The organism is Neisseria sicca 4320, from assembly GCF_000193735.1.
GTDB classification, from domain to species: Bacteria; Pseudomonadota; Gammaproteobacteria; order Burkholderiales; family Neisseriaceae; genus Neisseria; species Neisseria sicca_E.
Genome location: NZ_AEPF01000027.1, coordinates 1 through 25,066, shown reverse-complemented (window position 1 = coordinate 25,066; position 25,066 = coordinate 1). Strand labels below are relative to the sequence as shown.

General features: G+C 52.7%; 22 protein-coding genes and 1 pseudogene. 10 read left to right on the top strand and 13 right to left on the bottom strand.

Features of this window, described 5'->3' with window-relative positions; genetic code table 11:
* Positions 1-118 precede the first annotated feature (118 nt).
* Positions 119-1,084, top strand: coding sequence for an IS30 family transposase (locus NSCA4_RS0102380; RefSeq protein WP_016686651.1), 966 nt, complete (start codon positions 119-121; stop codon positions 1,082-1,084).
* A 326-nt stretch (positions 1,085-1,410) separates the two neighbouring features.
* Positions 1,411-2,802, top strand: coding sequence for an alanine/glycine:cation symporter family protein (locus NSCA4_RS0102375; protein ID WP_016686650.1), 1,392 nt, complete (start codon positions 1,411-1,413; stop codon positions 2,800-2,802).
* 74 nt (positions 2,803-2,876) lie between these two features.
* On the opposite strand, the gene NSCA4_RS0102370 is transcribed toward NSCA4_RS0102375, so the two are convergent.
* Positions 2,877-4,376 (bottom strand): subtype B tannase, encoded by a 1,500-nt coding sequence (locus NSCA4_RS0102370; protein ID WP_016686649.1) that lies wholly within the window; start codon positions 4,374-4,376, stop codon positions 2,877-2,879.
* A 118-nt stretch (positions 4,377-4,494) separates the two neighbouring features.
* The gene (locus NSCA4_RS0102365; protein WP_016686648.1) at positions 4,495-5,289 is read right to left on the bottom strand and encodes a formate/nitrite transporter family protein; all 795 of its coding nucleotides are present in this window, start codon (positions 5,287-5,289) and stop codon (positions 4,495-4,497) included.
* Between the two features lie 347 nt (positions 5,290-5,636).
* Here NSCA4_RS0102365 and NSCA4_RS0102360 point away from each other — a divergent pair, with 347 nt between their 5' ends.
* Complete coding sequence (locus tag NSCA4_RS0102360) at positions 5,637-6,161, top strand: RNA pyrophosphohydrolase (RefSeq protein ID WP_016686647.1); 525 nt, start codon at positions 5,637-5,639, stop codon at positions 6,159-6,161.
* A 69-nt stretch (positions 6,162-6,230) separates the two neighbouring features.
* Complete coding sequence (locus NSCA4_RS0102355) at positions 6,231-8,216, top strand: DNA topoisomerase IV subunit B (protein ID WP_016686646.1); 1,986 nt, start codon at positions 6,231-6,233, stop codon at positions 8,214-8,216.
* A gap of 411 nt (positions 8,217-8,627) precedes the next feature.
* On the opposite strand, the gene NSCA4_RS0102350 is transcribed toward NSCA4_RS0102355, so the two are convergent.
* From NSCA4_RS0102350 to NSCA4_RS0102320, 8 genes and pseudogenes are all read right to left on the bottom strand, one after another.
* Positions 8,628-9,266, bottom strand: coding sequence for an alpha/beta hydrolase (locus tag NSCA4_RS0102350; RefSeq protein WP_016686645.1), 639 nt, complete (start codon positions 9,264-9,266; stop codon positions 8,628-8,630).
* 113 nt (positions 9,267-9,379) lie between these two features.
* Positions 9,380-10,333, bottom strand: a complete 954-nt coding sequence (locus NSCA4_RS0102345) for a TraB/GumN family protein (RefSeq protein WP_438284938.1) — start codon at positions 10,331-10,333, stop codon at positions 9,380-9,382.
* A pseudogene (locus NSCA4_RS16330) lies at positions 10,325-10,572 on the bottom strand (hypothetical protein); the annotation flags it as partial. The gene NSCA4_RS0102345 and the pseudogene NSCA4_RS16330, both read right to left, overlap by 9 nt.
* A 101-nt stretch (positions 10,573-10,673) precedes the next feature.
* Positions 10,674-11,552 carry an NAD(P)-dependent oxidoreductase gene (locus NSCA4_RS0102340; RefSeq protein ID WP_029609462.1) on the bottom strand — a complete coding sequence of 293 codons (879 nt, stop codon included), beginning with the start codon at positions 11,550-11,552 and terminating at the stop codon, positions 10,674-10,676.
* 351 nt (positions 11,553-11,903) lie between these two features.
* Positions 11,904-13,019: a Csu type fimbrial protein gene (locus tag NSCA4_RS14425; protein WP_029609461.1), complete on the bottom strand. Its 1,116-nt coding sequence runs from the start codon at positions 13,017-13,019 to the stop codon at positions 11,904-11,906.
* The gene (locus NSCA4_RS0102330) at positions 13,010-15,427 is read right to left on the bottom strand and encodes a fimbria/pilus outer membrane usher protein (RefSeq protein WP_016686641.1); all 2,418 of its coding nucleotides are present in this window, start codon (positions 15,425-15,427) and stop codon (positions 13,010-13,012) included. The genes NSCA4_RS14425 and NSCA4_RS0102330 overlap by 10 nt, the downstream gene beginning before the upstream one ends.
* A gap of 37 nt (positions 15,428-15,464) precedes the next feature.
* Positions 15,465-16,190 carry a fimbrial biogenesis chaperone gene (locus tag NSCA4_RS0102325; RefSeq protein WP_016686640.1) on the bottom strand — a complete coding sequence of 242 codons (726 nt, stop codon included), beginning with the start codon at positions 16,188-16,190 and terminating at the stop codon, positions 15,465-15,467.
* A gap of 42 nt (positions 16,191-16,232) precedes the next feature.
* Entirely contained in the window at positions 16,233-16,868 is a 636-nt protein-coding gene (locus tag NSCA4_RS0102320; protein WP_016686639.1) for a spore coat protein U domain-containing protein, read from the bottom strand.
* A gap of 429 nt (positions 16,869-17,297) precedes the next feature.
* Between NSCA4_RS0102320 and tmk the strand changes: the two genes are divergently transcribed.
* Positions 17,298-17,924 carry a dTMP kinase gene (gene tmk / locus NSCA4_RS0102310; protein WP_016686638.1) on the top strand — a complete coding sequence of 209 codons (627 nt, stop codon included), beginning with the start codon at positions 17,298-17,300 and terminating at the stop codon, positions 17,922-17,924.
* A 217-nt stretch (positions 17,925-18,141) separates the two neighbouring features.
* The gene (locus tag NSCA4_RS12650; protein WP_016686637.1) at positions 18,142-19,422 is read left to right on the top strand and encodes a malic enzyme-like NAD(P)-binding protein; all 1,281 of its coding nucleotides are present in this window, start codon (positions 18,142-18,144) and stop codon (positions 19,420-19,422) included.
* A gap of 66 nt (positions 19,423-19,488) precedes the next feature.
* On the opposite strand, the gene NSCA4_RS0102300 is transcribed toward NSCA4_RS12650, so the two are convergent.
* From NSCA4_RS0102300 to NSCA4_RS0102290, 3 genes are read right to left on the bottom strand one after another with little or no spacing between them, the layout of a single operon-like run.
* Positions 19,489-20,136, bottom strand: coding sequence for an HAD family hydrolase (locus NSCA4_RS0102300; protein ID WP_016686636.1), 648 nt, complete (start codon positions 20,134-20,136; stop codon positions 19,489-19,491).
* 60 nt (positions 20,137-20,196) lie between these two features.
* On the bottom strand, positions 20,197-21,159 hold the full coding sequence (locus NSCA4_RS0102295) for a cation diffusion facilitator family transporter (RefSeq protein ID WP_016686635.1): 963 nt from the start codon (positions 21,157-21,159) through the stop codon (positions 20,197-20,199).
* Positions 21,160-21,204: 45 nt separating this feature from the next.
* Positions 21,205-22,032, bottom strand: a complete 828-nt coding sequence (locus NSCA4_RS0102290) for a ferritin-like domain-containing protein (protein ID WP_016686634.1) — start codon at positions 22,030-22,032, stop codon at positions 21,205-21,207.
* A gap of 303 nt (positions 22,033-22,335) precedes the next feature.
* Here NSCA4_RS0102290 and lolA point away from each other — a divergent pair, with 303 nt between their 5' ends.
* The 4 genes from lolA to NSCA4_RS0102270 all read left to right on the top strand — a co-directional run bounded on the left by lolA (position 22,336) and on the right by NSCA4_RS0102270 (position 25,002).
* Positions 22,336-22,959 (top strand): outer membrane lipoprotein periplasmic chaperone LolA, encoded by a 624-nt coding sequence (lolA, locus tag NSCA4_RS0102285; RefSeq protein ID WP_016686633.1) that lies wholly within the window; start codon positions 22,336-22,338, stop codon positions 22,957-22,959.
* 155 nt (positions 22,960-23,114) lie between these two features.
* Positions 23,115-24,464 (top strand): replication initiation factor domain-containing protein, encoded by a 1,350-nt coding sequence (locus NSCA4_RS0102280; RefSeq protein ID WP_016686632.1) that lies wholly within the window; start codon positions 23,115-23,117, stop codon positions 24,462-24,464.
* 45 nt (positions 24,465-24,509) lie between these two features.
* Entirely contained in the window at positions 24,510-24,800 is a 291-nt protein-coding gene (locus NSCA4_RS0102275) for a hypothetical protein (RefSeq protein WP_016686631.1), read from the top strand.
* 4 nt (positions 24,801-24,804) lie between these two features.
* Positions 24,805-25,002, top strand: coding sequence for a hypothetical protein (locus NSCA4_RS0102270; protein ID WP_002215770.1), 198 nt, complete (start codon positions 24,805-24,807; stop codon positions 25,000-25,002).
* The last annotated feature ends 64 nt before the right edge of the window (positions 25,003-25,066 follow it).

The following is a 25,066-nucleotide window of genomic DNA, read 5'->3' as shown; positions in this document are numbered from 1 at the left end:
CGAGTTGTTGCTTTTAACGGCAAGGAGGTCGGCGGATTCGCCTTTGAAGTGCAGCTTTCCATAACAGAAAAAGGCCAGTATGCGGTAGCATACGGCCTTTCCTGCAAGAAAGATTGCCATGAGCTACACACAACTGACCCAAGACGAACGATACCATATCCAATACCTGTCACGCCACTGCACCATCGCCGAAATCGCCAAACAGCTTAACCGCCACAAAAGCACCATCAGTCGCGAAATCAGACGGCACTGCAACCAAGGGCAGCAATACAGTGCCGAAAAAGCACAGAAGCAAAGCCGGCTTATCAAACAGCGTAAGCGAAACCCCTATAAGCTCGATTCGCAGCTGATTCAACACATCGACACCCTTATCCGCCGCAAACTCAGTCCCGAACAAGTATGCGCCTACCTGCGCAAACATCACGGGATAACACTCCATCACAGCACCATTTACCGCTACCTCCGCCAAGACAAAAGCAACGGCGGCACCTTGTGGCAACATCTCAGAATATGCAGCAAACCCTACCGCAAACGCTACGGCAGCACATGGACCAGAGGCAAAGTACCCAACCGCGTCGGCATAGAAAACCGACCCGCCATCGTCGACCAAAAATCCCGCATCGGCGATTGGGAAGCCGACACTATCGTCGGCAAAGGACAGAAAAGCGCATTACTGACCTTGGTCGAACGCGTTACCCGCTACACCATCATCTGCAAATTGGACAGCCTCAAAGCCGAAGACACTGCCCAGGCAGCTATTAGGGTATTAAAAGTACATAAAGCCAGAGTCCACACCATCACCATGGATAACGGCAAAGAGTTCTACCAACATACCCAAATAGCCAAAGCATTGAAAGCGGAGACTTATTTTTGCCGCTCCTACCATTCTTGGGAGAAAGGGCTGAATGAGAACACCAACGGACTCATCCGACAATATTTCCCCAAACAAACTGATTTCCGAAACATCAGTGATCGGGAGATACGCAGGGTTCAAGATGAGTTGAACCACCGGCCAAGAAAAACACTTGGCTACGAAACGCCAAGTGTTTTATTCTTGAATCTGTTCAAACCACTGATACACTAGTGTTGCACTTGAAATCCGAATCCAAGGTCGTCTGAAATTTATCGTGAATCGAAATGGAAGGCTCTATCTTTTTAAGTTTGTGTAGAGAGGAGGATGGGTATTTTAAGTATATGATGTTTATTGGTTTTTTAATGCTGAAATATGGATTTCCATTTGCGCAGACTGACGTCAGATGGGTATTTTTATTTTAATGTTCTCTGCATTGAGATCCGACGTGATGAGTTTAGATTTATGGAGAAAATAAGGAGCATATCATCAGACCGTTGCGTTTTTTAACGCTTTATGCTGAAATGACCGAACACTAAAAACACAATGAGGAGAAAACCATGCAATTATTTTTGGAGAATTTAAAAGCGTTTTTTGAAACAGTCAGCGGCTGGGTCTGGGGACCTGTTATGCTGGTGTTGTTGGTTGGAACGGGCGTTTTGTTGACCGTTATGCTCAAAGGCCTGCAATTTTCTATGCTCGGTTACGCGCTCAAGCAGGCGTTTATGCCGCAGAAAACAACGGATGACGGCGAAGACCACGAAGGCGATATTTCACATTTCGCCGCGTTGATGACCGCCCTGTCCGCCACCATCGGTACAGGCAACATTGCCGGTGTGGCGACCGCCGTGGTTACCGGCGGCCCGGGTGCGGTATTTTGGATGTGGATGACTGCCATTTTCGGTATGGCGACCAAATACGCCGAGGGCGTGTTGGCGGTGAAATACCGCGTCACCAACTCCAAAGGCGAGATGTCCGGCGGGCCGATGTATTACATCGAAAAAGGCTTGGGCAGAAACTGGAAATGGATGGCGTTGGCGTTTGCTTTATTCGGCACATTCGCTTCGTTCGGTATCGGCAGTTCGGTGCAGTCTAACTCGGTTGCGCAGGCCGTTCAGACGAGTTTCGGCGTAGAACCGGGCTATACCGGCGTCGTCCTGACTATTCTGACAGCTATCGTCGTTTTGGGCGGTATTAAAGGTATCGCTAAAGCTGCTTCGTTTATCGTACCTGCGATGGCGGTGTTTTACGTTTTAGGTGGCATTGCCATTATTGCTGTCAATGCGGACTTACTGGCACCCGCTGTCAAGCTGATTTTCTCTGATGCGTTCAGCGCGCAGGCTGTGGCAGGTGGCGCAATCGGTACGGTGATCCGCTACGGCGTGGCGCGCGGCGTGTTTTCTAACGAGGCGGGTATGGGTTCCGCACCGATTGCCGCCGCAGCCGCGAAAACCGATCATCCCGTCCGTCAGGCATTGGTTTCTATGACCGGGACGTTTTTGGACACCATCATCGTCTGCTCGATTACAGGGATCGTATTGGTGATGGGTTTGCTCGGTGCGGGCGGTGAGTTCGTCAAACCGGAATTGAGCGGCGCGGCGCTGACTACCGTTACCTTCCAAAAAATGCTGCCCGGAATCGGCGGCTGGATCGTTACCATCGGTTTGATTTTCTTTGCCTATTCGACCATTTTGGGCTGGTGTTACTACGGTGAGAAATGTGCGGCATATGTATTCGGCGAAAAATCTGCGAATCTCTACCGTGTCGTTTACGTTGCTTCGGTTATGCTGGGAACTGTCTTGAGCCTCGATTTGGTATGGCTTGCTTCTGATACGTTCAACGGATTGATGGCTTTGCCCAACTTAATCGCCCTCTTGCTGATGGCGAAAGTAATTGTCAGAGAAACGCAGGATTTCAAACAGAAAATCCGCAGCGGTGAATTGCCTCATTAATTTGAATGAAACAAAGGTCGTCTGAAAACCAAGATTCTGGTTTTCAGACGACCTTTTTATTTGTCTGATGGGCATTATTTCGCAGGGCTGCTGCTGACTTGCTTCATCCAGGCAAACAGTTCGTCCAAGTCATAATCGCCGCCGTGTCCGACATCCCAAGGCAGGGCGTAATCGACGGTGTAGCCGTTGTTTTGCAGCTTGGCGGCTAATATGGCGGAGACTGCCAGCGAGGTATCGCGGTCGTTGGTGCCGACGCGGATGCGCCAGTTTTGCGGCAGGTTCGCGCCCGGTTTGCCGATGTAGTTGAGCGGGTTCATGATTTTGACGGTTTCTTCGTCCGCGATTTCGGCGTTGGCGGCGGTGTTGTGTTGCATGGAGAACGCGGTGAAGTGGCGTTTATCGACGGTATCGGTGCCGAAGAGTTGGTTTTCGCCCGCGCTCAAATCTACGCCGTCAAAGGCGGGCGGTGTTTTTTGCCGTCCGGCGGCTTTGGCGTAGGCATCGAAATCGACGGAGACGACTTTGCCGTTGCGGACGGTCAGCCATTTGCGGTCGCTCAAGTCTTTGCCCGCGTCAAGCTGGATTTGGGCGGATTGGGCGAGCAGGCCGGCAATATGGTTTTTAAAGCTGCCATTGCCTTGGGCATCCAGCGTCAGGGGTTTGCCTTCGGGGGATTTCAGGTTCAGGCTGTTGAGATAGGCGGGGTACAGCGGTTTGAGGAGGTCGGACAGTTTTTTCTCGTCGTTGGTCAGCGTGCCTGCGACCAGCTCGCGTTTAACGCGGTAGTCGAGCATGGAAATGTTCATTTTTTTATAGTCGTTAACGCCGTTGAACTGCCATTCGTAAGCCATGTCGGCATGGTCCAAATCGGTAATCGGGCAGTAGGCGGATACGGCGAAAACTTTGTCGCTGCCGTCTGCCGCGCCTAAGGCTTTGAGGTGGTTTTCGTAATCTTTTTGGTCGGCTGTTGCGCCTAAGAGGGCGGACATCGCGCCGCCCGCGCTTGTGCCGTTGGAAATGATTTTTTCGGCATCGCCGGGCATGGCTTTGTCGTTGGCTTTCAGATAGCGGACGGCAGCTTTCAAATCGACAATGGCGGCAGGTGCTTTACCGGTGGATTCCGTTCTGCCGCGTGCGCCCGGGGAGGCGACGACGTAGCCTTTGGAAAGGGCGGTCAGCGCGGCGTTCGGCGATTTTTGACCGTCTTCAGGTTCGCCGCGTTTGCCTTCTAAAGCAGGTTTGCCCGGTTCGGCAGGCATATAGCCGCCGATTTGGTTGGGCAGGAAAATCGGTGCGGTTTCGGCGGTAAAACCGTCTATCTCGCCGCCGTTGTAATAGGCTTCGGGGACGTAAATATTGATGATTTCGTAACGGGTATCGACAGGATTGCGGACGTAAATCACGTTTTCGTAAGCACGGAATTTAACCGCCTGACCGTTCACTTCGATGCTTTGTTCGGTATATTTCTGTTTGGAAAAGTCCAAGTCGTATGTTTTGGCGGTTTGGACATTGGCGCAGGCGTTTAAGCCCAGCGCGACGGAAACGGATAACAGTGTTTTGTTCAGCGTATTCATGGTGTACTTTCTGAAAGGGTAACGGAGCGATGATAGCTAAGACAAAGGTCGTCTGAAAACGTTTTATCCTGTTTTCAGACGACCTTTGCGTTTCTAAACCTTTTCAATACCAATCTATTCAAGACTCGGCGCAATCTTTCAGCGTATCTTTATAAGTATAAAGGTACGACGCGCCGACAAATGATGCCCCGCCAAAGGTATTTCCTAAAAATACAGGAATCATGTTGAAGAAAAACTGCCCCCATGTAATATCTGCGCCCGCTAAAATGCCGGCGGGAATGACGAACATATTGGCGACAAGGTGTTGGAAGCCGTTTAATACGAAAATCATCACGGGAAACCAAATCGCCAACATCCGCCCTGCCGTATGCTTGGCGGCAAAGTGCAGCCACGCGCCCATACACACCATCCAGTTACACGCAACCGCCGAGACGAAGGCCCTGCCGAAATCCATGTGGACTTTGGCTTCCGCCACCGCAATCGTTTTTTCTGCCACGCTGCCTTCGGTCATGCCGACATAGTGTCCGAGGAAAAACGCCATCGCCAGCGTTCCCGCTAAATTGCCCAGACACACGACGACCCAGTTGCGCAGCAGCATTTTCGTGGAAATCCGCCCTGCCAAACGCCCCAAAGACATAATCATCATATTGCTCGTCACCAGCTCGCCGCCGCCGAGCAGGATGCAGATCAAGGCGATGGGGAACATCGATGCGCCGAGTAAAGTCGCCAAGCCGCCCCATTCGTGCGGAATGCCGCTGACCACTTTCAAATAGGCAAGATAGCCAAAACCGATGTATCCGCCCGCCAAAACGCTCAGAACCGCCAGCGTGGAAACGCTGGATTGTGCCTTGGCACAGCTTTTATCGAGGACGACCTGTAAAATTTCCTGTGGGTATAAATCGCGCGAAGCCATGATTTTCCTTAAAGTGGATTGAGGTGGGAACGCCGTTTTAAAAAGCGGCAAAACTGTCGCGGTAGGGCAGTGTCGAGGGATGCCGGTGTACGGTCTTATCGGATAGAAAAACAATAGTGTATTAAACCTAAAATGCGGCCGCGCCGCCTTGCTTTGGCTCAAAAGAAAGATTATTACATAAGGGGTAATTGAGATAAGGCAGGAAGTATATATGTTTCAGATGCGTTTGAAGGAACCTGCCGAATCCGGTTTCAAATGCCCGCCGATACGGTCTCCCGATTTGTCAAACCCGCCCGATTTATGGGAAAATCGCATGATTTAATTTTAATTTAACGAAGGGCGACACCGTGTTAGACAGAGAAGGCTATCGCCCCAATGTCGGTATCATCTTAATCAACAACCGCAACGAAGTCTTTTGGGGCAAGCGTGTGCGCGAACATTCTTGGCAGTTCCCGCAAGGCGGCATCAAGCCGGGCGAAAGCCCCGAAACCGCCATGTACCGCGAGCTGTACGAAGAAGTCGGGCTATTGCCGCAACACATCAAAATTATCGGCCGCACGCGCGACTGGCTGCGTTACGACGTGCCGAGCCACTGGGTACGCCGCGAATGGCGCGGTTCGTATCGCGGGCAGAAGCAGATTTGGTATCTTTTGCGGCTGGTCGGGCGCGACAGCGACATCAATCTGCGCGCCTGCCACCATCCCGAATTTGACGGCTGGCGTTGGCACCAATATTGGGCTCCCGTTGACGAAGTGATTGATTTCAAACGCGACGTTTACTTGGGGGCATTGAAAGAACTCTCCTCCCGCTTCCTGCGCGGCATGGAAAGCTACGAAGACTTTACCGCGCGCCTGCCTTTTGATAACCGATAAAACAACGAAACGCAACGCTTTCAGGTCGTCTGAAAGCGTTGTTCTTCCTTTCAGACGACCTCTTCCCCTATGACTAAAAACAACCAATACAGCGAATCCAGCATTACCGTCCTCAAAGGCTTGGAGCCGGTCAAAGAACGTCCCGGCATGTACACCCGCACCGACAGCCCGACCCACATCTGCCAAGAAGTCATCGACAACGCGGCGGACGAGGCGTTGGGCGGTTTCGCCACTGAAATCGACGTGCGCATCCACGACGACGGTTCGCTTTCCGTACGCGACAACGGACGCGGCATTCCCGTCGGGCTGCACCCTGTCGAAGGCGTGCCCGTGGTCGAACTCGTGTTCACCCGTCTGCACGCGGGCGGCAAGTTCAACAAAAAAGACGGCGGCAGCGCGTATGCCTTTTCAGGCGGCCTGCACGGCGTGGGCGTATCCGTGACCAACGCCCTTTCCATCCGCCTCGAAGTAACCGTCAAACGCGAAGGCAAAATCCACCGCATCGTGTTTGCCGGCGGCGATGTGGTCGAACCGTTGGCGGAAGTGGGCAAATGCGCCGTCAAAGACAGCGGCACCGAAGTGCGCGTTTGGCCGGACGGCAAATATTTTGAAAGCCCGAATTACAGCATTCCCGAACTCGAACGCCTGCTGCGCGCCAAAGCCGTTCTGCTGCCGGGCGTGCGCGTTTCCCTGACCCGTCCGGTCAAAGGCGAAGACGAAGCACACACCCAAACCTGGTACTACCCCGACGGCCTGAAAAGCTATCTGACCGACCTGATTGCCGACGCGCAGGAAGCCGTACCGCTGTTTTCCTGTGAAAACTACATTTCAGACGACCACAACGGCGATTTCAGCATCGGCGAAGGCGCCGCGTTTGCCCTGACCTGGCTGGAAGAAGGCTCGTGCGCCAACGAAAGCTACGTCAACCTCATCCCCACCCCGCTGGGCGGCACGCACGAAGCAGGCTTGAAACAAGCCGTGTTCAACGCCGTCAACAACTTCATCAACCTGCACAACCTCCTACCACGCGGCGTAAAAGTACAAAGCGACGACGTGTTCAGCAAAACCGCCTTCGTCCTCTCCGCCCGCGTCCTCGACCCGCAGTTCCAAGGCCAGACCAAAGACAAACTGACCAACCGCGACGCGTTGAAACTCGTTGCCGCCGTATCGGGCGACCCTTTGGAATTGTGGCTGAACCAAAACGTGGACTTCGGCAAAAAAATCGCCGAACTCGCCATCCGCCAAGCGCAGGCGCGGATGCGTTCGGTTAAAAAAATCGAAAAGAAAAAAGGCAGCGGCGTCGCCGTCCTGCCCGGCAAACTGACCGACTGTGAAAGCGAAGACATCCGCGAAAACGAACTTTTCCTCGTCGAAGGCGATTCCGCCGGCGGTTCCGCCAAACTCGCCCGCGACAAAGCCACCCAAGCCATCCTGCCCTTGCGCGGTAAGGTGCTCAACAGCTTTGAAGTCCATCCCGACCAGCTCTTCGGCAACGCCGAAATCCACGACATTTCCGTCGCCATCGGCGTCGATCCGCACGGCATCAACGACAATCCCGATTTAAGCGGCCTGCGCTACGGCAAAATCGCCATCCTGTCCGATGCCGACGTGGACGGCTCGCATATTCAAGTTTTGCTGTTGACCCTGTTCTACCGCCACTTCCCGAAACTGGTCGCCGACGGACACATCTACGTCGCCCAGCCGCCGCTGTTCCGCGTCGATGTCAACGCCCAAGGCAAAAGCAAACCCGCCCGCAAATTCTATGCCCTCGACCAAAACGAACTCGACAGTATTTTAGAACGGCTGCAAAAAGAAGGCGTTAAAGAAACCGCCTATTCCATCAGCCGTTTCAAAGGCTTGGGCGAGATGAACCCCGACCAGCTCAAAGACACCACCATGCACCCCGACACCCGCCGCCTGTTGCAGGTACAAATCCCCGAAGGCGCGGATGACGAAACACGCGACATCTTCGTCAAACTGATGGGCAAAGGCGAAGCCGCCGCCCGCCGCGCATGGATGGAACGGGAAGGCGATACGGCGGAATTGGATATTTGATGCTATTCGTTTGAAAAGCAAAAAGGTCGTCTGAAAACGGATTTGGGTTTTCAGACGACCTTTTCTCAAATATCTTTAGATTGTTTGATGGAAAGAACGACTGCTTGCAGGAGACCTATATTTGTTCGGCAGCAGGCAGGGTTCAAGTATAGTGGATTAACTTTAAACCAGTACGGCGTTGCCTCGCCTTGGCTCAAAGAGAACGATTCTCTAAGGTGCTGAAGCACCAAGTGAATCGGTTCCGTACTATCTGTACTGTCTGCGGCTTCGTCGCCTTGTCCTGATTTAAACTTAATCCACTATAAATGGAGGAAAGGCATCAAACCCTGAAAAACGATACCTTGAGTGGAGGGCTGCATACTGGAAACGTCGTCTGAAAATGTTCAGACGACGTTTTTATATGGGAATCTGCTAACCCAAAACCGATGGGACGAAGCGGGCGATGGTATCGCGCAGGACGATGAGTTTGCCGTGGAAGAAGTGGGATGAGCCGGCGATGGTGATGACGGGCAAACCTTGCGGTTCCGCCCATGTCCAAGCCTTGCTGATTTCAACGACTTCGTCCTCTGCGCCATGAATCATCAGGGTTTTGGATACATCGGGAACGGAGGCAGGCTCGGGACGGCCGGTGTAGTGGTGTACTGCCGCGCCGATGAGCAGCAGTAAATCCGGCTCGCGCTCTTGGGCGGCGAAGGTGGCGACATAGCCGCCGAAGGAGAAGCCCGACAATGCGAACTGTCCGGCTTCGGGATGTTGCGCGCGGGCGTAGTCGATGACGGCGATGCAATCTTGCGTTTCGCCGCTTCCGTAATCGTGTGTCCCTTCGCTGTTGCCTACGCCGCGCAGGTTCGGCAGGTAACAGTGAAAACCGAGCTGTGATAAGGCTTTGGCGGCGGTTTGAATGACTTTGTTGGTGTTCGTGCCGCCTTGCAACGGATTGGGATGGTTAATGACTGCCACGCCGCGTGCAGGATTTTGCGCGGCTGGAAGGTAGATGGTTTCGAGCAGCCCTGCGGGGCCTGCGATTTGGATAATTTCGGGTTTTTGCATGGGAGGTTTCCTTGGGTAGTGGTGTTTGGGTATGGGAATATGTATTGCCTGCAAGAGGTCGTCTGAAAACTGGGGACTCAGGTTTCAGACGACCTTTTGTTGTGTGGTTTGTGTTACCACATCAATATTTTGGGCATGGGCGTTACTTCGTAACCGTCTTTGCGCAGCAATTCGATCAACCCTTGTTCGGACATCAAGTGCATGATGCCGACGGCGAACAGAGTGCTTTTTTCGGCAGATTGGGCTTTGATTTCAGGCAGCCATTTCAAATTGCGGCCGACCAATAAGTCGTTTTGAAACCAGTTCAGCATCAAAGGGGCAAGTTCGGGGTATTTTTTCAGGGATTGCTGTTCGTATTTTTTATGGGTATCGGCGTAACCGTCAAAGTTGCCGCTTTCGTAAAGACCGTACATTTCATGGGTTTGTTCGAGAAAGTCTTCGTTGTCGTCCGTGGTTGTTTTCAAAATACGGATGATGGTTTCTTCGGGAAAGGCGGAAAAACTTTCCGCTAATTGAGGCATGGTTTCGAGGAAGCGGAGCGGCTTGCCTGCTTTTTGCGCTGCCTTGGAAAGCAGCATATCCACGCCTGTCGTGGAGCTGTATTCGGCGGGGTAGACGCTTTGGGCAAATAGGAATGCCGCCCAAGGCTTCATGCCGTCGACAGCTTCCGCCAAGGGAGCGGTTTCGGGATTTATGCGGAAGGCTTCTTGCAGGGCTTGGAAAGTTTTATCGCCGAGCTTGGCTTTCAGGGATTTGGTGTCGGCGGCTTGGTTGAAAAACTGTTGGTATTGTTGTTGCGTTTCCGGATTTTCTTCCGGCAATAAGTCGACTTCCGTGGTCAGTTGTTCGACGGAGGCAAGCAGGTTTTCGGCTTCTTTCGATAGGACGGCTTCTTTTTTACCGATGTGGATGGTGCCGGCAAGGTAAGAGTCGGGCTGTCCTGCCTTACTGATTTTCCAAACGTTGCTGGACAGTTGCGGTACCGACCAGTCGACAGACGCAGCGGAGGCGGTTTTGATTTTTTCATCGGAAGCAGTATGTTCTGCTTCGGGTTGGCAGGCGGTCAGGCTAAGGAGGGTAAAGCCTGCGGTAAGGAGGGAAAAGAATGGGCGCATGAAATTTCCTTTGAAAGATGGGGCAACGGGATGATGTGCAATGTATAGTGGATTAACTTTAAACCAGTACGGCGTTGCCTCGCCTTAGCTCAAAGAGAACGATTCTCTAAGGTGCTGAAGCACCAAGTGAATCGGTTCCGTACTATCTGTACTGTCTGCGGCTTCGTTGCCTTGTCCTGATTTTTGTTAATCCACTATATTTGAATGGTTGCAATACGCTAATCCGACAAGCAAGGTCGTCTGAAAAGGGATATGGGTTTCAGACGACCTTTATCTGCCGGATTCGACCACTCTATTTCTGATGTTCTGCCAGTTTCAGGTAAACGCCGGCAACGTCTTGTTCGCCGTAACCTGCTGCGACGGCTTGACGGTAGCTCTCGGCAACGGTTTCAACGGCGGGCAGCGAATTACCTGCCTGTTTCAATTCGTTGACGGCGAGATTGAGGTCTTTTGAGGCGTGTTTGAGAGCGAAGGCGGGCGGAAATTCGCGGTTTGCCCACAAGGATTTTTTGGTTTGGAACATAGGTGAATCCATCGCGGAACCGCCGACGGCTTCGATGATGGTGTCGGTATCGATGCCGAATTGACGCGCCATCAGCATGGCTTCGCTGTATGCTTCGCCAAAAATGCCCAAGAGCGAATTGAGCACGAGTTTCGCGCCGGAGCCTTTGCCGACTTCTCCGAAGTGGAAGGTTTTTTTGCCGAGAATGCCGAACACTTTTTGCAAGGGATTTAAAACATTTTCTTCGCCGCCGAAGAGAATCAGCAATGTGCCGTTGGTGGCGGGGACAACCGAGCCGGAGACGGGGGCTTCGGCGAACTGTCCGCCCGCCGCTTCGACGATGGCTTTGATAGCGAGGTTTTCTGAGGGGGCGATGGTGCTCATGTTGACGATGATTTTGCCGTCAAGCTCTTTTCGGGTATCTTCGTCGAGGATGTCGAGGATGGCGGCGTAGTCGGAAACCATCAGGAAAATAACGGGATAAGCGCGGATAAGTTCGGCGCGGCTTGGGTAAACTTTCGCGCCTTTGGTTTGCAAGTCGGCGGTTTTATCGGATGAACGGTTGTAAACGCCGACTTCGATGCCCGCATCGAGCAGGCGCGCTACCATCGGATTGCCCATCTGCCCCAGGCCGATCCAGCCGATTTGGGTGTATTCGTTGTTTGACATGGTGTTTGCTCCTTTGTTGGTTTGATTTGCCATCATATCGGTTTGAAGGTCGTCTGAAAAGTTTTGAATGTTTACAGACGGTCTTTTTTGGGAAATATATAGTGGATTAACAAAAATCAGGACAAGGCGACGAAGCCGCAGACAGTACAGATAGTACGGAACCGATTCACTTGGTGCTTCAGCACCTTAGAGAATCGTTCTCTTTGAGCTAAGGCGAGGCAACGCCGTACTGGTTTAAAGTTAATCCACTATAAATGAGAACATCCGCCGTTATTCCTTTGCAAACAGGAATAACGGCGGATTGTCGGTTTCTATAACGCTACTGTTTTTCTTTTCAGACGACCTTTCGGATCAGTATCGGATATCGACGGCTACCTTATCCTTATACTCGCCCGGGGTGTAGTCGGTGTTTTGGACTTCTGCCGAAATGATGTGTGTCTGGCTGCTGCCGTCCCCGAGAAATTCTTGCGCCTTGCCCGGAGCAGATGGCTTATTGCCCCAAAAAGGGGCAGTTGCATAGGTACCTTTTCGGAGGCGGTAGGGGACTTTGTCGGTGTTGGCGGGATTGGTGGATTTCATCTCGCCCCTACCTTCCTGATTGCCGTTGGAAGGAATCAGACCGACGGTGTAGGGCGTACCGTTGGTGCAGCGGACGGTCAGGTTGCGCGACTGCTTCAGGTTGGTACTGCCTGCGGTGTGTGTGCCGAAGTCGATGTCGTAGGCGTTGATGAATTCGCAGACGGGTGCAACATGGGCTTGGACGTAAAAGGAGAAGCGGTTGTTGGTCAAGATGTTCCCGCAATCTGAAGGGTCAGGAGTACCATAACGCTCTGCCTTCCAGCTTAATGCGGTGGAGCCGCCGGTAAAGTCTGCAATGTAATAATCCGAAGCCGTAGTGGGGATGGTGTTGCTTTGCCCGCTGACTAATCTAGCTCTGATGGGGATAGTTCCGCTTTCAGAAGTGTTAGGAGCTATACGCATGACACCTGTACCGACACTGCTGGGAGAGTTTGCCGTGTTATTTGTTCCCCAGTTGGTGTTATCGGGTTTAAGTAAGGATAGTTGCAGTGTTTGGGCGTTATTCCTGCTATGAACCATTTTTCGGGGGGCGTATATGTTTGTAAACCCTCTCCCCCCGTCAATATTGAAGCACAAGCGCACTTTTACGGTGTAGTTGTCGTTATTGATACATTGGTAGTGGATGGTGGCTTGAATATCTTCCGGCTGGTTGTTGTTTAGAAGGTTGATCCCATTGCTTTGACTTCCGAATACTAAGGCAGGATGACCTTTGAAGGTTCCGTTGCCTTGTACCGTCGCCGTACATTGTACAAACCTTCCAGCTACACCGCTGTTTGCCCAAGTCTGTCCTGCGGACAGGGACAGCAGTCCGAATACGGCAGGCAATGTCATTTGTCGGAAAAGACGGTTTGCGGTTTTCAGACGACCTCTCTTTATGTTTATCTGCATATGATGTCTCCCAGTTCCGGGATGGAATCCGGATTGTGTGTTTCAGGGTAGTCCGCTTCGAAGGTGCAAGTGCCGCCGTTTTCGGGGAGGGCGACGGTAAAGCGGTTTCTGCCTTCTTTCATGTTTTCAATATATGTTTTGCCGTCGAAGCCGGTTACGGCTGCCGGTGTGCCGTCTTCGGCAGTAATGCTGCCGCCGCTCGGAAGCAATTGGTTTTGTGCGTCTTTCAGTGTCATGGTGGCGGCGCGGGTACGCTGGATTTTAAATTCGACGCGCATGCCCGAGCGTCCGGGCGGGGCGATTTCGGCGACGGTGTGTTCAAGCTGAACGTCCATTGGCAGCTCAGCAATATCGACGCTGACGGTATTTTTTTGGTAGGCGGAGAGACTGGGGATCAGTGCCAGCCCTTTGCGGTTGGTTTTGCCTACGGGCATGCCGCCTGCGCGGATGGGGACGTCCGCCATGCCGTTTGTGCTGACGACGGCGAAACTGTCGTTGACTTGGCGGGTGGCGAAGAGGCTGCCGCCCATGAGGACGAGACCGCCCCTCCAGCCTGCGTTCCAGTTGCTGTTGCCGCTTTGGCTGTAAACGTTTGCCCAACCGTCGCCGTAGGTGTTTTGATGGCGGATGTTGCCGTTGAAGGTATTGCTGCGGCTGCCGTTTGCGTTGTCGTTTTGCTGCCAGCCTATGCCCCAACTGGTGCTGCCCATGCCGCTGCTGGTTTTGTTCAGGGTTGCTTGGTAGCTGGTGTTGTGTTTGTTTTTGCTGATGCCTGCGGAGGTTGAGTAGCCGTTGTCAAGGCTGACGGAGAGGCCTGCGTGGAAACTCAGTTCGCGTTTGTTGCGGAAGTTTTTATTGGCGCCGGCGTAGAGCGAGGTGCGGTTTTTGAAGCTGCGGCTCCAGCCGAACGAGCCTACACCGTCGGCGGGGCTGCCTTCGGTGTGGGAATGGACGTAGGATAGGCTGAATGAGCCGAGTTTGTCGCTGCTCCAGCCTGCGGATGCGGAGGCGGATGTGGCGGGGTGGCGTGTGGCTTTGAAAAAGTCGGCGCCATATACGGTGTCGCCCAGTTCGGCAAATTGTCCGTTGGTACGGCTTGCGCCCGCGCTGAAGGAGAGCCTGTCCCATTGGGTGCTAAAAAACGCGCTGCCGCGCCGTCCTGTTTTGCCCGCAAAGCGGCTTTCGGCATAATTAAGATTGAGTTGCCCGAGCGAACCCAATACGGTATCGGCGGCAATGCCCGCCTGACGGTAGCCGCGCGCGGCTTCGCCGTGGATTTGGGCGGTCAGGGTATTGCTGACACCGTAACGCAGCGTGCCGGAGGCGGCGGGGTCGGATTGGTATTTTGCGGAACGGATGCCGTAATCGCGGCGGACGTAGCCTGCTTCAAACGACCATTCGTTCAAGCCTTTTGCCAAAAGTCCGCTGCCGCCGTAAAGCGGCATATCGACGACGACGGTGCGCCCCAGTACGTCGGTGGCGACAACTTGGGCGTTGCTGCGGCCGCTGATGGACGGCGGCAGGATGAGTTCGTATTCGCCCGCTTCGACGTCGCGGCTCATTTGTTTGACGCCGTCAATATAGAGATCGACCGTGCCGGGCAGGGTGCTTTTGCCGAGGTAGGAACGCAGTGGGGCGATTTGTTTCCACGGACGGGTGTTGTAAGTGCGGGAAATTTTGATGCCGCCGATGCGTGTGCCGCCCCATGAGCCGATTTGTCCGGTCAGGGTGTCGCCCACGGTCAGCGATATGCCTTGTTCGGGCCAAACTGTGCGCCAGTAGGTATCCAGGCGGGCGGTATTGCCGCGGGAGCCGCTTTCTTTGTTGTGGCTTCGGTTGGCAAATTGGGTGTGGTTCAGATAGCCCCAGGGCGTACTCAGGCGCATTTCACCGAAAACGCCCTGCGTGTCGCTGCCGGAATTGTTGCGCGAGATATTGGTGTCATAGTTCAGAACGGCGGCAAAGCCGGGTTTGGCGATGGCGTAGCGGTTTTCCTGCGGTGCGCCGATTCGGGCGGTTTTCAGGTCGGGCTGCCATTCGAGGGGGGCGGTGAGATCAAGGGTTTGCGCGGCGGCATCGTATTTCGCCTGCAAACCGGGGATAGCGGAGAGTTCGAACCATACGCCTGCGCCGGGTGTGGACGCGCTGTCCTGAATTTCAGGCACGACGCCGTTTTTGCCTGCCTCGGCAGCTTCTGCGTCGGGCAGGGCAATGCCGTAGGCGCGCAGGGATTCGGGGCGCGCATACAGCACGCCGTTGCGCGACATGAAGGGTTCGATACCGTCGCGTATGCTGCCGTTGACTTTGACCTGCGGGTAAACGGTCAGCCACGCCTGCTCGTAGGCAGCAGGTGCCGCCTGCGTCAGGATGTCCTGAGCAGGAGAGGGCAGGGCGTAGAAACACAGCATCAACGCAGCACTCAGCCGGGTGAGCCGTGTCCTTAGGTCATGGGGCGGCAAACCGTACCTCCGTTTGGATCGGCATACCGTTTACCGTGGCATTCAGACGACCTGGGTTCAGAGAAGTGGGGGAAACTTCCAATTCGCGTTTCCAAGTGTTGCCCGGCAGGACGTAGCCCGCCAGACCGCTTGCCAGCGTCAATGCGTCTTTGACAGTGGTCGTCTGAAAAGTAATATTGCTCAGTTGCGCATGGGCATTGCCCGTATTTTCGGCAACCAAAACCGTTTTGCCGTTCGCGGCTTTTTCAGCACGCCATTGCAGCTTCGGTTCGGCATTGTTTTGAACGTTGACAAACAGCGGCAGCGAATAGCGCATCACCAACTGAATGCCTTTTCGTGGTTTCGCATCGGGAGCAGGCAGCTCGTCCACAATCAGGCGGTAGGCTTCTTCAGCCTGTTTGTCGGACGGTTTGACACGCATCACGCGGAACTGCTGCTGCGCACCCGCTTCCAGTTTGACCATAGGTGGGCTGGCAATGACGGCATCGGTAGGTTCGAGAATCTCTCCGCCGTTTGCGTCCTGCGTCCAACGGAATACGCGTACCTGCGCCGTCAACGGCTCTGTACCCTTATTTCCCAAAGTAAAAATGCCCGCCCGCTGTTTGGCGGGCAGGGAAAGAGATGTCGGACTGACTTGCAAGCCGGCGGCATGGCTCTGTAAAACCGCTGCCGCCGTCAGCATACCGACAAGTGTGCTGATTGCTTTTTGCATGAGTATTTTTTTAGTTGTTTTGTTTTGAGGGAGTGAACCGGATTAGTAGGTCAGGGTTACTTTCACACGGTCTTGGTAGGTGTCGGGGGTTTTGTCGGAGAGTTGATTTTGTGGAACTTTGGCAAAAACAGGCAGCAAGATGGGAGTGCTCAAACCTTTACCAGTCAGAGTCAGCGCGTTGCTGCCTTTACCCCATTTTTCGGTTGTGCTGAGGTTGTCAACTGTTTCATTATCCGTACCTGCATTGCTAACGGTCGGTTTGTAGAGTTGATAAGCGATTTTATCTTGGTTGGTACCTTTCAAACCGCTCATCGAACCAGTGCCTTCTGCATTGGTATTGCTCGGTTCTAAGGCTACTTGGAACACAGTGTTTTTGCTGCAATTAACTTGGATATTGTTTGTTGCTTGGCCAACGTTGCCTTGCGACAACTCTTCGCTGCCGCTTTTTGCAATGTGAGTGCCGAAATCAATGTCTGCACCGGCAGTAGCATCGCCTTCGGCTGAAATTGCGCTTGATTTGCCGCTTTGAACGGTAAAGACTTCGCAAGAACCTGCCAGTTGCAATTTGACATTGAAATAAGCATCTGTGTTGCTAGGAACAACAGCTGCCATTGCAGCATTGCCCATCATCATGAGGGAAGCCAGAGTCAGAGAAGTTAAAGTAAAACGTGTTTTCATCGGATTTATCCTTATATGTGAGTTTAGATGTGTATGACACAGTCTCCGTAATATTTCTGTGTGCCGGTTATACGGTAGGTTTTTATGCCTGAACGGTATATATGACATTATTATGATTTGTGATTATTATTGCAATCGTTATTGTTTTTTATTTTATAAGTTCCTGTGTTTTTTGTAAATTTTTGTATTATTTTTTGTTGTTTTTTTGCAAAGTGAAAGGCTTGGTCGGTTGATTAAAAGGATAAAAGGTCGTCTGGAGGCAGTATTCAAGGTTTGCGGGGTTTTTAAATCGCATTGATTTGAAAACCTGGAAATGTCGGAATTGTATGCGGGAAACGCCGCATTAAAAGGCAAGGTCGTCTGAAAGCATTTATAATCCCGCTTTCAGACGACCTTTTGAACATTCGTTCTCTCAATAAAATTGACCTTATGAAACCCAAATTCATCACTCTGGACGGCATAGACGGCGCGGGCAAATCGACCAATCTTGCCGTTATCCGCCAATGGTTCGAATCCCATCATCTTCCCGTATTGTTCACCCGCGAGCCGGGCGGTACGCCTGTCGGCGAGGCTTTGCGCGAAATTTTGTTGAACCCTGAAACCAAGGCGGGATTGCGCGCGGAGACGTTAATGATGTTTGCCGCGCGGCAGCAGCATCTTGAAGACGTTATCCTGCCTGCGCTGGCGGACGGCGTTCATGTCGTTTCCGACCGTTTTACCGATGCGACTTTTGCGTATCAGGGCGGCGGGCGCGGCGTTCCTCTGCAAGATATTGAAATACTGGAAAATTGGGTGCAGGGCGAGTTTGGCCCTGATTTGACTTTGCTACTGGACGTGCCGCTGGAAGTGTCGATGGCGCGTATCGGGCAGACGCGCGAGAAAGACCGTTTCGAGCAGGAGAAGGCGGATTTTTTCACCCGCGTGCGTGCTGTTTATCTTGAGCGTGCTGCCGCGCATCCCGAGCGCTATGCAATCATTGACAGCAACCGGAGTTTGGAAGAGGTAAGGGCAGATATCGAACATGCGTTGGCGCGCAGTTTCGGCATGGATATTTAAAACCGAATGAAGGTCGTCTGAAAGTATATGTTTTGCTTCAAAATTAGCTGTTTCAGATAGAAAATAGCGGTATGCGCCGTATTGGGAACATGATAAAATTACAGCCCGTTACAAAGTAGTTTCATTTATGAATAAATGATTTTGTGGCGGCAAACGTCCCGAAACCAACGTTTCAGACGACCTCAACTCAAAATCTCTCTCGCAACAGGATCGAAAAATGGAAAACTCATTGAAAGAAGCCGCACTGAAATTTCACGAATTCCCCGTGCCGGGTAAAGTCTCCGTTACCCCCACCAAATCGCTGGCCACTTCCAAAGACTTGGCTTTGGCGTACTCACCAGGCGTAGCGGCTCCTTGTATGGAAATCCATGCCGATCCGCAAAATGCGTACAAATACACCGCCAAAGGCAACTTGGTTGCCGTGATTTCCAACGGTACTGCTGTTTTGGGCTTGGGCAATATCGGTGCATTGGCAGGCAAACCTGTGATGGAAGGCAAAGGCGTATTGTTCAAAAAATTCGCCGGCGTGGACGTATTCGACATCGAAATCGATGAAAAAGACCCGCAAAAACTGGTGGACATCATCGCAGCACTGGAGCCGACTTTCGGCGGCATCAACCTCGAAGACATCAAAGCACCGGAATGCTTCTACATCGAACGCGAACTGCGCAAACGTTGCAAAATCCCCGTATTCCACGACGACCAACACGGTACCGCCATCATCACCGCCGCCGCCGTATTGAACGCCTTGCGTTTTACCGGCCGTAAAATCGAAGAAGCAACTTTGGTTTGCTCCGGCGCGGGTGCGGCTGCGATTGCCTGCTTGAACCAACTGCTCGATTTAGGCCTGAAGCGCGAAAACGTAACCGTTTGCGACTCCAAAGGCGTGGTTCATAAAACCCGCGAAGACAAAGACCGTATGGACGAGTCCAAAAAGTTCTATGCCATCGAAGACAACGGTCAATGTGTGCTTGCCGATGCCGTCAAAGGCAAAGACATCTTCTTGGGTCTCTCCGGCGCGAACCTGTTGACGCCTGAAATGTTGAACACCATGAACGCCAAGCCCATCGTGTTCGCTATGGCAAACCCGAATCCGGAAATCCTGCCTCCGCTGGCGAAAGAAACCCGTTCGGATGTGGTCATCGGTACCGGCCGTTCCGACTTCCCGAATCAAGTGAACAACGTATTGTGCTTCCCGTTCATCTTCCGCGGCGCATTGGATGTCGGTGCAACCACCATCAACGAAGAAATGAAACGCGCCTGCGTGTACGCCTTGGCAGATTTGGCAATGGAAGAGGTAACCGAAGAAGTGGTTGCCGCATACGGTAAAAAATTCGAATTCGGCGCGGAATACCTGATTCCGACCCCGTTCGACTCCCGCCTGCTGCCGCGCGTTGCTTCGGCTGCCGCCAAAGCTGCGATGGAAAGCGGCGTGGCAACCCGTCCGATTGCAGACTTGGAAGCCTACGCTGCCAAACTGAGCGAGTGGAAACTGTAATCCGGTTTTAATTTGAATGTGATGTAGAAAAGGTCGTCTGAAAATTTTCAGACGACCTTTTTTGTTTTACAGAAGCTTCAGCAAATCCAAAGGCGATGCGATGCGGTAGTCGGGTTGCCAAGTTTCGGTACGGTCTTCGGGGGCGATGTAGCCCCATTCGGCGAGGACGGTTTTCATGCCGGCGTTGCGTCCGGCCTGCATGTCGCGTTCGGCATCGCCGACGTAGAGCGCGTGTTGCGGATCGGCGTGGATTTGCTCGCAGGCATGGAACATGGGTTTCACGCTGGGTTTGGATTCGCCGCAGGTGTCGCCGCTGACGACGACGGCGGGCGGGATGACGAAGCCGAGTTTGGGGACGAGTTTGTCGGTGAAGCGCATGGGTTTGTTGGTGATGATGCCCCATTTGATGCCGCGTTTGTCGAGTTCGGCAATCATTTCGTTCACGCCGTCGAAGAGCGCGGTGTCTTGGGCATAGCGGCTGTCGTATTCGTCGAGGTATTCGGTGCGCCATTGGGCGTAGTCGGGATGGTCGGGGGTGATACCTGCGCCGAGTTTGAGCAGACCTGCTGCGCCGTGGCTTGCTTGGGTGCGGATTTCGTCCATGCTTTTTGCGGGCAGACCGTGACGGGTGAGCAGGGTGTTGAGTGCGCCGCCGAGGTCTAGGGCGGTGTCGGCGAGCGTGCCGTCGAGGTCGAACAATACGGCTTGTATCATGTGTTTTCCTTTGGTTTTTCTATGGGGTCGTCTGAAAAGGGTTTCAGACGACCTTTGGGTTTAGTGGTGGTGATGGTGCGTGCCGTCGGTTTCGTTGGCACACAAGACGCTATCGGGATGCGGGTGGCGTTCGCTTTCGATTTGGATGGTGCAGTGTCCGATGTTTTTGTGGGACAACTCGTGTTCGATGCGGTAGGCGATTTGTTCGGATTCGGCAACGGTTATGCTGCCGTCTACGACAATGTGGCAGGATAATACGTTGATATTGCTGGTAATCGTCCAAACGTGTAAGTCGTGGACGGATTTGACGCCTTCGGTGTTGCGGATGACGGCGAGCAGGTCGTCGGTGTGGATGTTTTCGGGCGCACCTTCCATCAGGATGTGCAGCGTTTGTTTGAGCAGGCTCCAGCCGCTGCGTCCGACCAACGCGGCAACGAACACGCTGGCGAGCGGATCCGCCCATTTCCAACCGAACGCCATCATGAGTACGGCGGCGGCAATCGCGCCGACCGAGCCGACAAGGTCGCTTAAAACGTGCAGATACGCGCCGCGCATGTTGACGTTGGCTTCGGTATCGCTGTTTTTCAGCATGTAAACCGCCACGCCGATGTTGACCAGCAGACCGACGACGCTGATAACGAGCATTCCCAGCGTGGCGATTTCGGGCGGATAAAGCAGGCGTTTGACGGCTTCGTAGAAAATCAGCACGGCGATGACCGCCAGCGACAGGCCGTTGAACATGGCGGTGAGAATTTCGAAACGTTTGTAGCCGAAGGTCTTTTGCAGCGTGGTTTCTTTTTCGCCGAGTTTGAACGCCCACAACGCCACACCCAAGGAAAATGCGTCGCTGAACATATGCCCCGCGTCGGAAAGCAGCGCGAGCGAGTGGGTCAGCCAGCCGCCGAACGCTTCCAGCAGCATAAAGGCGGCGATGATGATGAACGACACGCGCAATACTTTTTTGTTGGCGGTATGCGTGTGGGCGTGTGCGTGATGATGGTGTTCGTGATGGTGAGTCGACATAACTTTCCTCAACAGAGGTCGTCTGAAAATCCGGATTCAGGGTTTTCAGACGACCTTTTTGCCTTGTTTCAAACCCTGCTCGAAATCTTCCAACATATCCAGCTCGAAGCGGCTGAAGCCTGCTTTTTCGCGCGCTTCGATGTTCACATAGCCGCGGAAGATAAACATATCGTAACGGGCAATCAGACTGCGGAACAGGGCGACAGGTTCCAAACCGCGTTCGCGGCAGAGGTGTTGATACCAATGGTTGCCGATGGCGACATGGCCCACTTCGTCGCGGTAAATGATGTCCAATACACCGCAGGTTTCTAAATCGCCGCGCTGCTCCACCTTCGCGCGTATCCCCGGCGTAACGTCCAGCCCGCGCGCTTCCAATACGCGCGGCACCAACGCCATGCGCAACAGCGGGTCGTAGGCGGTTTTATACGCCATGTCCCACAAATGGTTGTGCGCCTCGAAATCGCCGTAATCGAAGCCGAAAGCGCTCAGCCTTTCGCGCATCAGGCGGAAGTGGTACACCTCTTCCTTCGCCACCCGCACCCAGTCGCGCACAAATTGAAACGGCAGCGTGCGGAAACGGTATGCCGCGTCCAAAGCCAGATTGATGGCGTTGAACTCGATATGCGCAATCGCGTGCAGCATCGCCGCATAGCCTTCGGCCGTGTTCATCTTGCGCGGCGTCAGTTGCGATGGCGCGACCAAAACAGGCTTCAGCGGTCGTCCCGCGTGGCGGAAGTCCAGCGGCGCGGCGTCTGCCTTAGCCTCTTCCATATTTTGAACGGCGGCAAACGCCTCATCCGTCAGCCGTCCTTTTTCATCAGGGTCGTCTGAAAGCAGGGCAAGTTCGAGCAAAGCATAAATATCAGGTTTCATCCCAAGTCTGCCGTTTTTCGGAAAACAAACATTATAGCGTTTAAAAAAAACAATATAAGGAATATAATCTTTACAATTTGGCGTTGCGCGTCAAAAACCATTAAATACCACAGTTTGCACACTCGGCATACATTAAAGAATTGTGAAACCCGATTGTCTTTTCCGCAGGAAAAAATCCCGCAGCTTCAAAAAATTAGCCCTAGACAACACTGTTTGCAAAATGTAAACCGCCCATAAGCGGCTTGCATTGTTATTTTGTAACATCGATACTGGGCGCCACACCCCTTCCAACAAGGAAAAATAATGATGAAACAACACAACCTGTTCAAACTTCTCGCTGCTTCCGCCTTGACCGCAACCATCGGTTTCGCACAGGCGGGCGCAGTAGATGCACTCAAAAAATTCAACAACGACGCCGACGGTATCAGCGGCAGCTTCACCCAAACCGTCCAAGGCAAAAAGAAAACCCAAACCGCACACGGTACTTTCAAAATCCTGCGTCCGGGCCTCTTCAAATGGGAATACACCAAACCCTACAAACAAACCATCGTAGGCGACGGTCAAACCATTTGGCTCTATGACGTTGATTTGGCACAAGTGACCAAGTCCGCCCAAGACCAAACCATCGGCGACAGCCCTGCCGCCATCCTCTCCAACAAAACCGCCCTTGACAGCAGCTACTCGCTCAAAGAAGACGGCTCGTCCAACGGCATCGACTACGTCTTGGCAACGCCTAAGAAAAACAACGCCGGCTACCAATACATCCGCATCGGCTTCAAAGGCGACAACCTCGCCGCCATGCAGCTGAAAGACAGCTTCGGCAACCAAACTTCCATCACCTTCGGCGGCTTGAACACCAAGCCCAACCTCTCGCGCGGCGCATTCAAGTTCACCCCGCCCAAAGGCGTGGATGTGTTGAGCAACTGATTTTTTGATTATAAAAAGGTCGTCTGAAATCCAATTTTCGGTTTCAGACGACCTTATATATTGCCACCCGAAAGGGACGGCTAACAATACTTAACGCCCTTTTACTTTGAAAGTAACAGGGCTTTTTTGTTGCCCGCCGTTTAAGGGAATCCGCCATGAAAGATAAGAAACAGCACATGAAGCAAGCGTCGGTCGGCAGAGCGGACGACGCGCCCCGCGCGGCGGACGCACTGACGGAAGACGCGCCGCAGTTGCCCCCCTTATCTAACAGGGGGGGTACAGAAACCGAAGACGCCGGTGTATTCCAAGAAGCCTTTGAATGTTACGAAACCTACATATTGGACGGCAAAGGCAACCTCTTAGGCGTTCCGCTCCGTCGCGGTGTATCCGATTCAGCCTTTATCGACCAAATCAGCTTTTCATTCCATGAAAAAACCTTTTTCGACAAATACGGTGTCCGTGTAAGCCTTTTGGAAGACGAAGATTTCATCCGCGCCGCGTCCATGCTCGCCGAAGAAGTTTTCGGTTTCGGTATCTACAAAGAATCCAAAGGCTCGGGCGGTCGTTTCTATGAGCGTTGTTGGTTGATGGGTTCGGAAGACGCCCTGTACGGTCGCGTCCATTTTGGCGGCCAGCAAAATACCATCCTTTTCGAATTGACCGGCACTGGTTGCGGCGTCGCAAAAGAAGACTGGGAATCCCGACTTTTCGCATTCCTGACCAATGCAATCCGCCCAAAAATTACCCGCGTTGACGTAGCCAAAGACTTTTTCAACGGCGAATACAGCCCGAACCAAGCCCGTGAAGACCGCAATAAAGGTCTGTTTACCTGCCATCACGTCAAACCAAAAGGCGAATGCTTGGGTTCCGACTGGGAAGAAGACGACGAAGCCAAAATGACCAAAGGCAAGACCTACGGTATCGGCTCCCGTGAATCGTCCAAATACGTCCGCGTCTATGAAAAAGGCAAGCAGTTGGGCGATAAAACAAGTACTTGGACGCGCTTTGAAATTGAATTCAAAGCAAAAGACATCGTTATCCCTTTCGAAGTTTTGCAGAATCCGGGCGAATATTTCGGCGGTGCATATCCTATTTGCGAACGCTTCGCCCAAAAGGCAACGCGAATACATGCGGTTAAGGAAGATAAGGTCATTTCAGCCGACCGTTATCTTGAATGGGTGAAGAAGCAGTTCGGACGTGCGGCCAACGGTCTGAAATTCATTTTTCCCGAATTAGACAAAGCCAAACTGTTTGAACTGATTGAGCCGAATCATCACAAGCTGCCCAAGTCTTTGGCTCCCGAAGCCTACGACTGCGCCTTTTTGAAAGCCCAAGCCATTCATGAGCAGACCGTATTCAAACCGTACAAAGACCCTTACGACATGTACGAATATTACGCGCGTCTGGAAAAGCAGCTTGAGGAGCAAAAAGACGTCACAAATGAAGAAAGCTACAACAACTTCATATACGACAAATTCGCAAGACTACCGATTTCATGGGCTTAAAGCGTCTGCCCGCAAAGACGTTTAATCACACAAGGAAACCAAAAAATGAATATCCAACTTCAAGGTCACATCGTCGGCGTTAAAAAATTCAACGGACAAATCGAAGGCAAGAACTTCGACTATTGCCGCCTGATTGTCGCCACTCCCTTAGACAGCTCTCAAGGCAACGCATTGGGCAGCTCTACCACTGAATACGATTTCGGCGGTTCTGCCAATTTCGAGCAGTTCAGAAACGCCCAATTTCCGATCGAAGCAAACCTTAACGTAGAAATCGTCACTACGGGCAAAACCCAAAAACTGAAAGTCATCGGTTTTCAACCCGTTAAGAAAGGCTGATTGAATGCAGAAAGTCTATGTTGTCCAGTCCGTATCAACAGGGGACTTTCTGTACCTTTCCCCTGAAACGGGTGACATCGGACATACCAAATTAATCACCAATGCCGATTATTTCTACGACTTCGAAGAAGCGATTAACGCAGGCTTGGAAGAAATCGGCAACCAATACGAATTTGTCGTATTCGGATTTTTGAAAGACTGAATTTTAAAGATTCAGACTCGGCGGGCGGTCTGAAAAACCCTTTCATAAAGCCCGCAAAACCAAA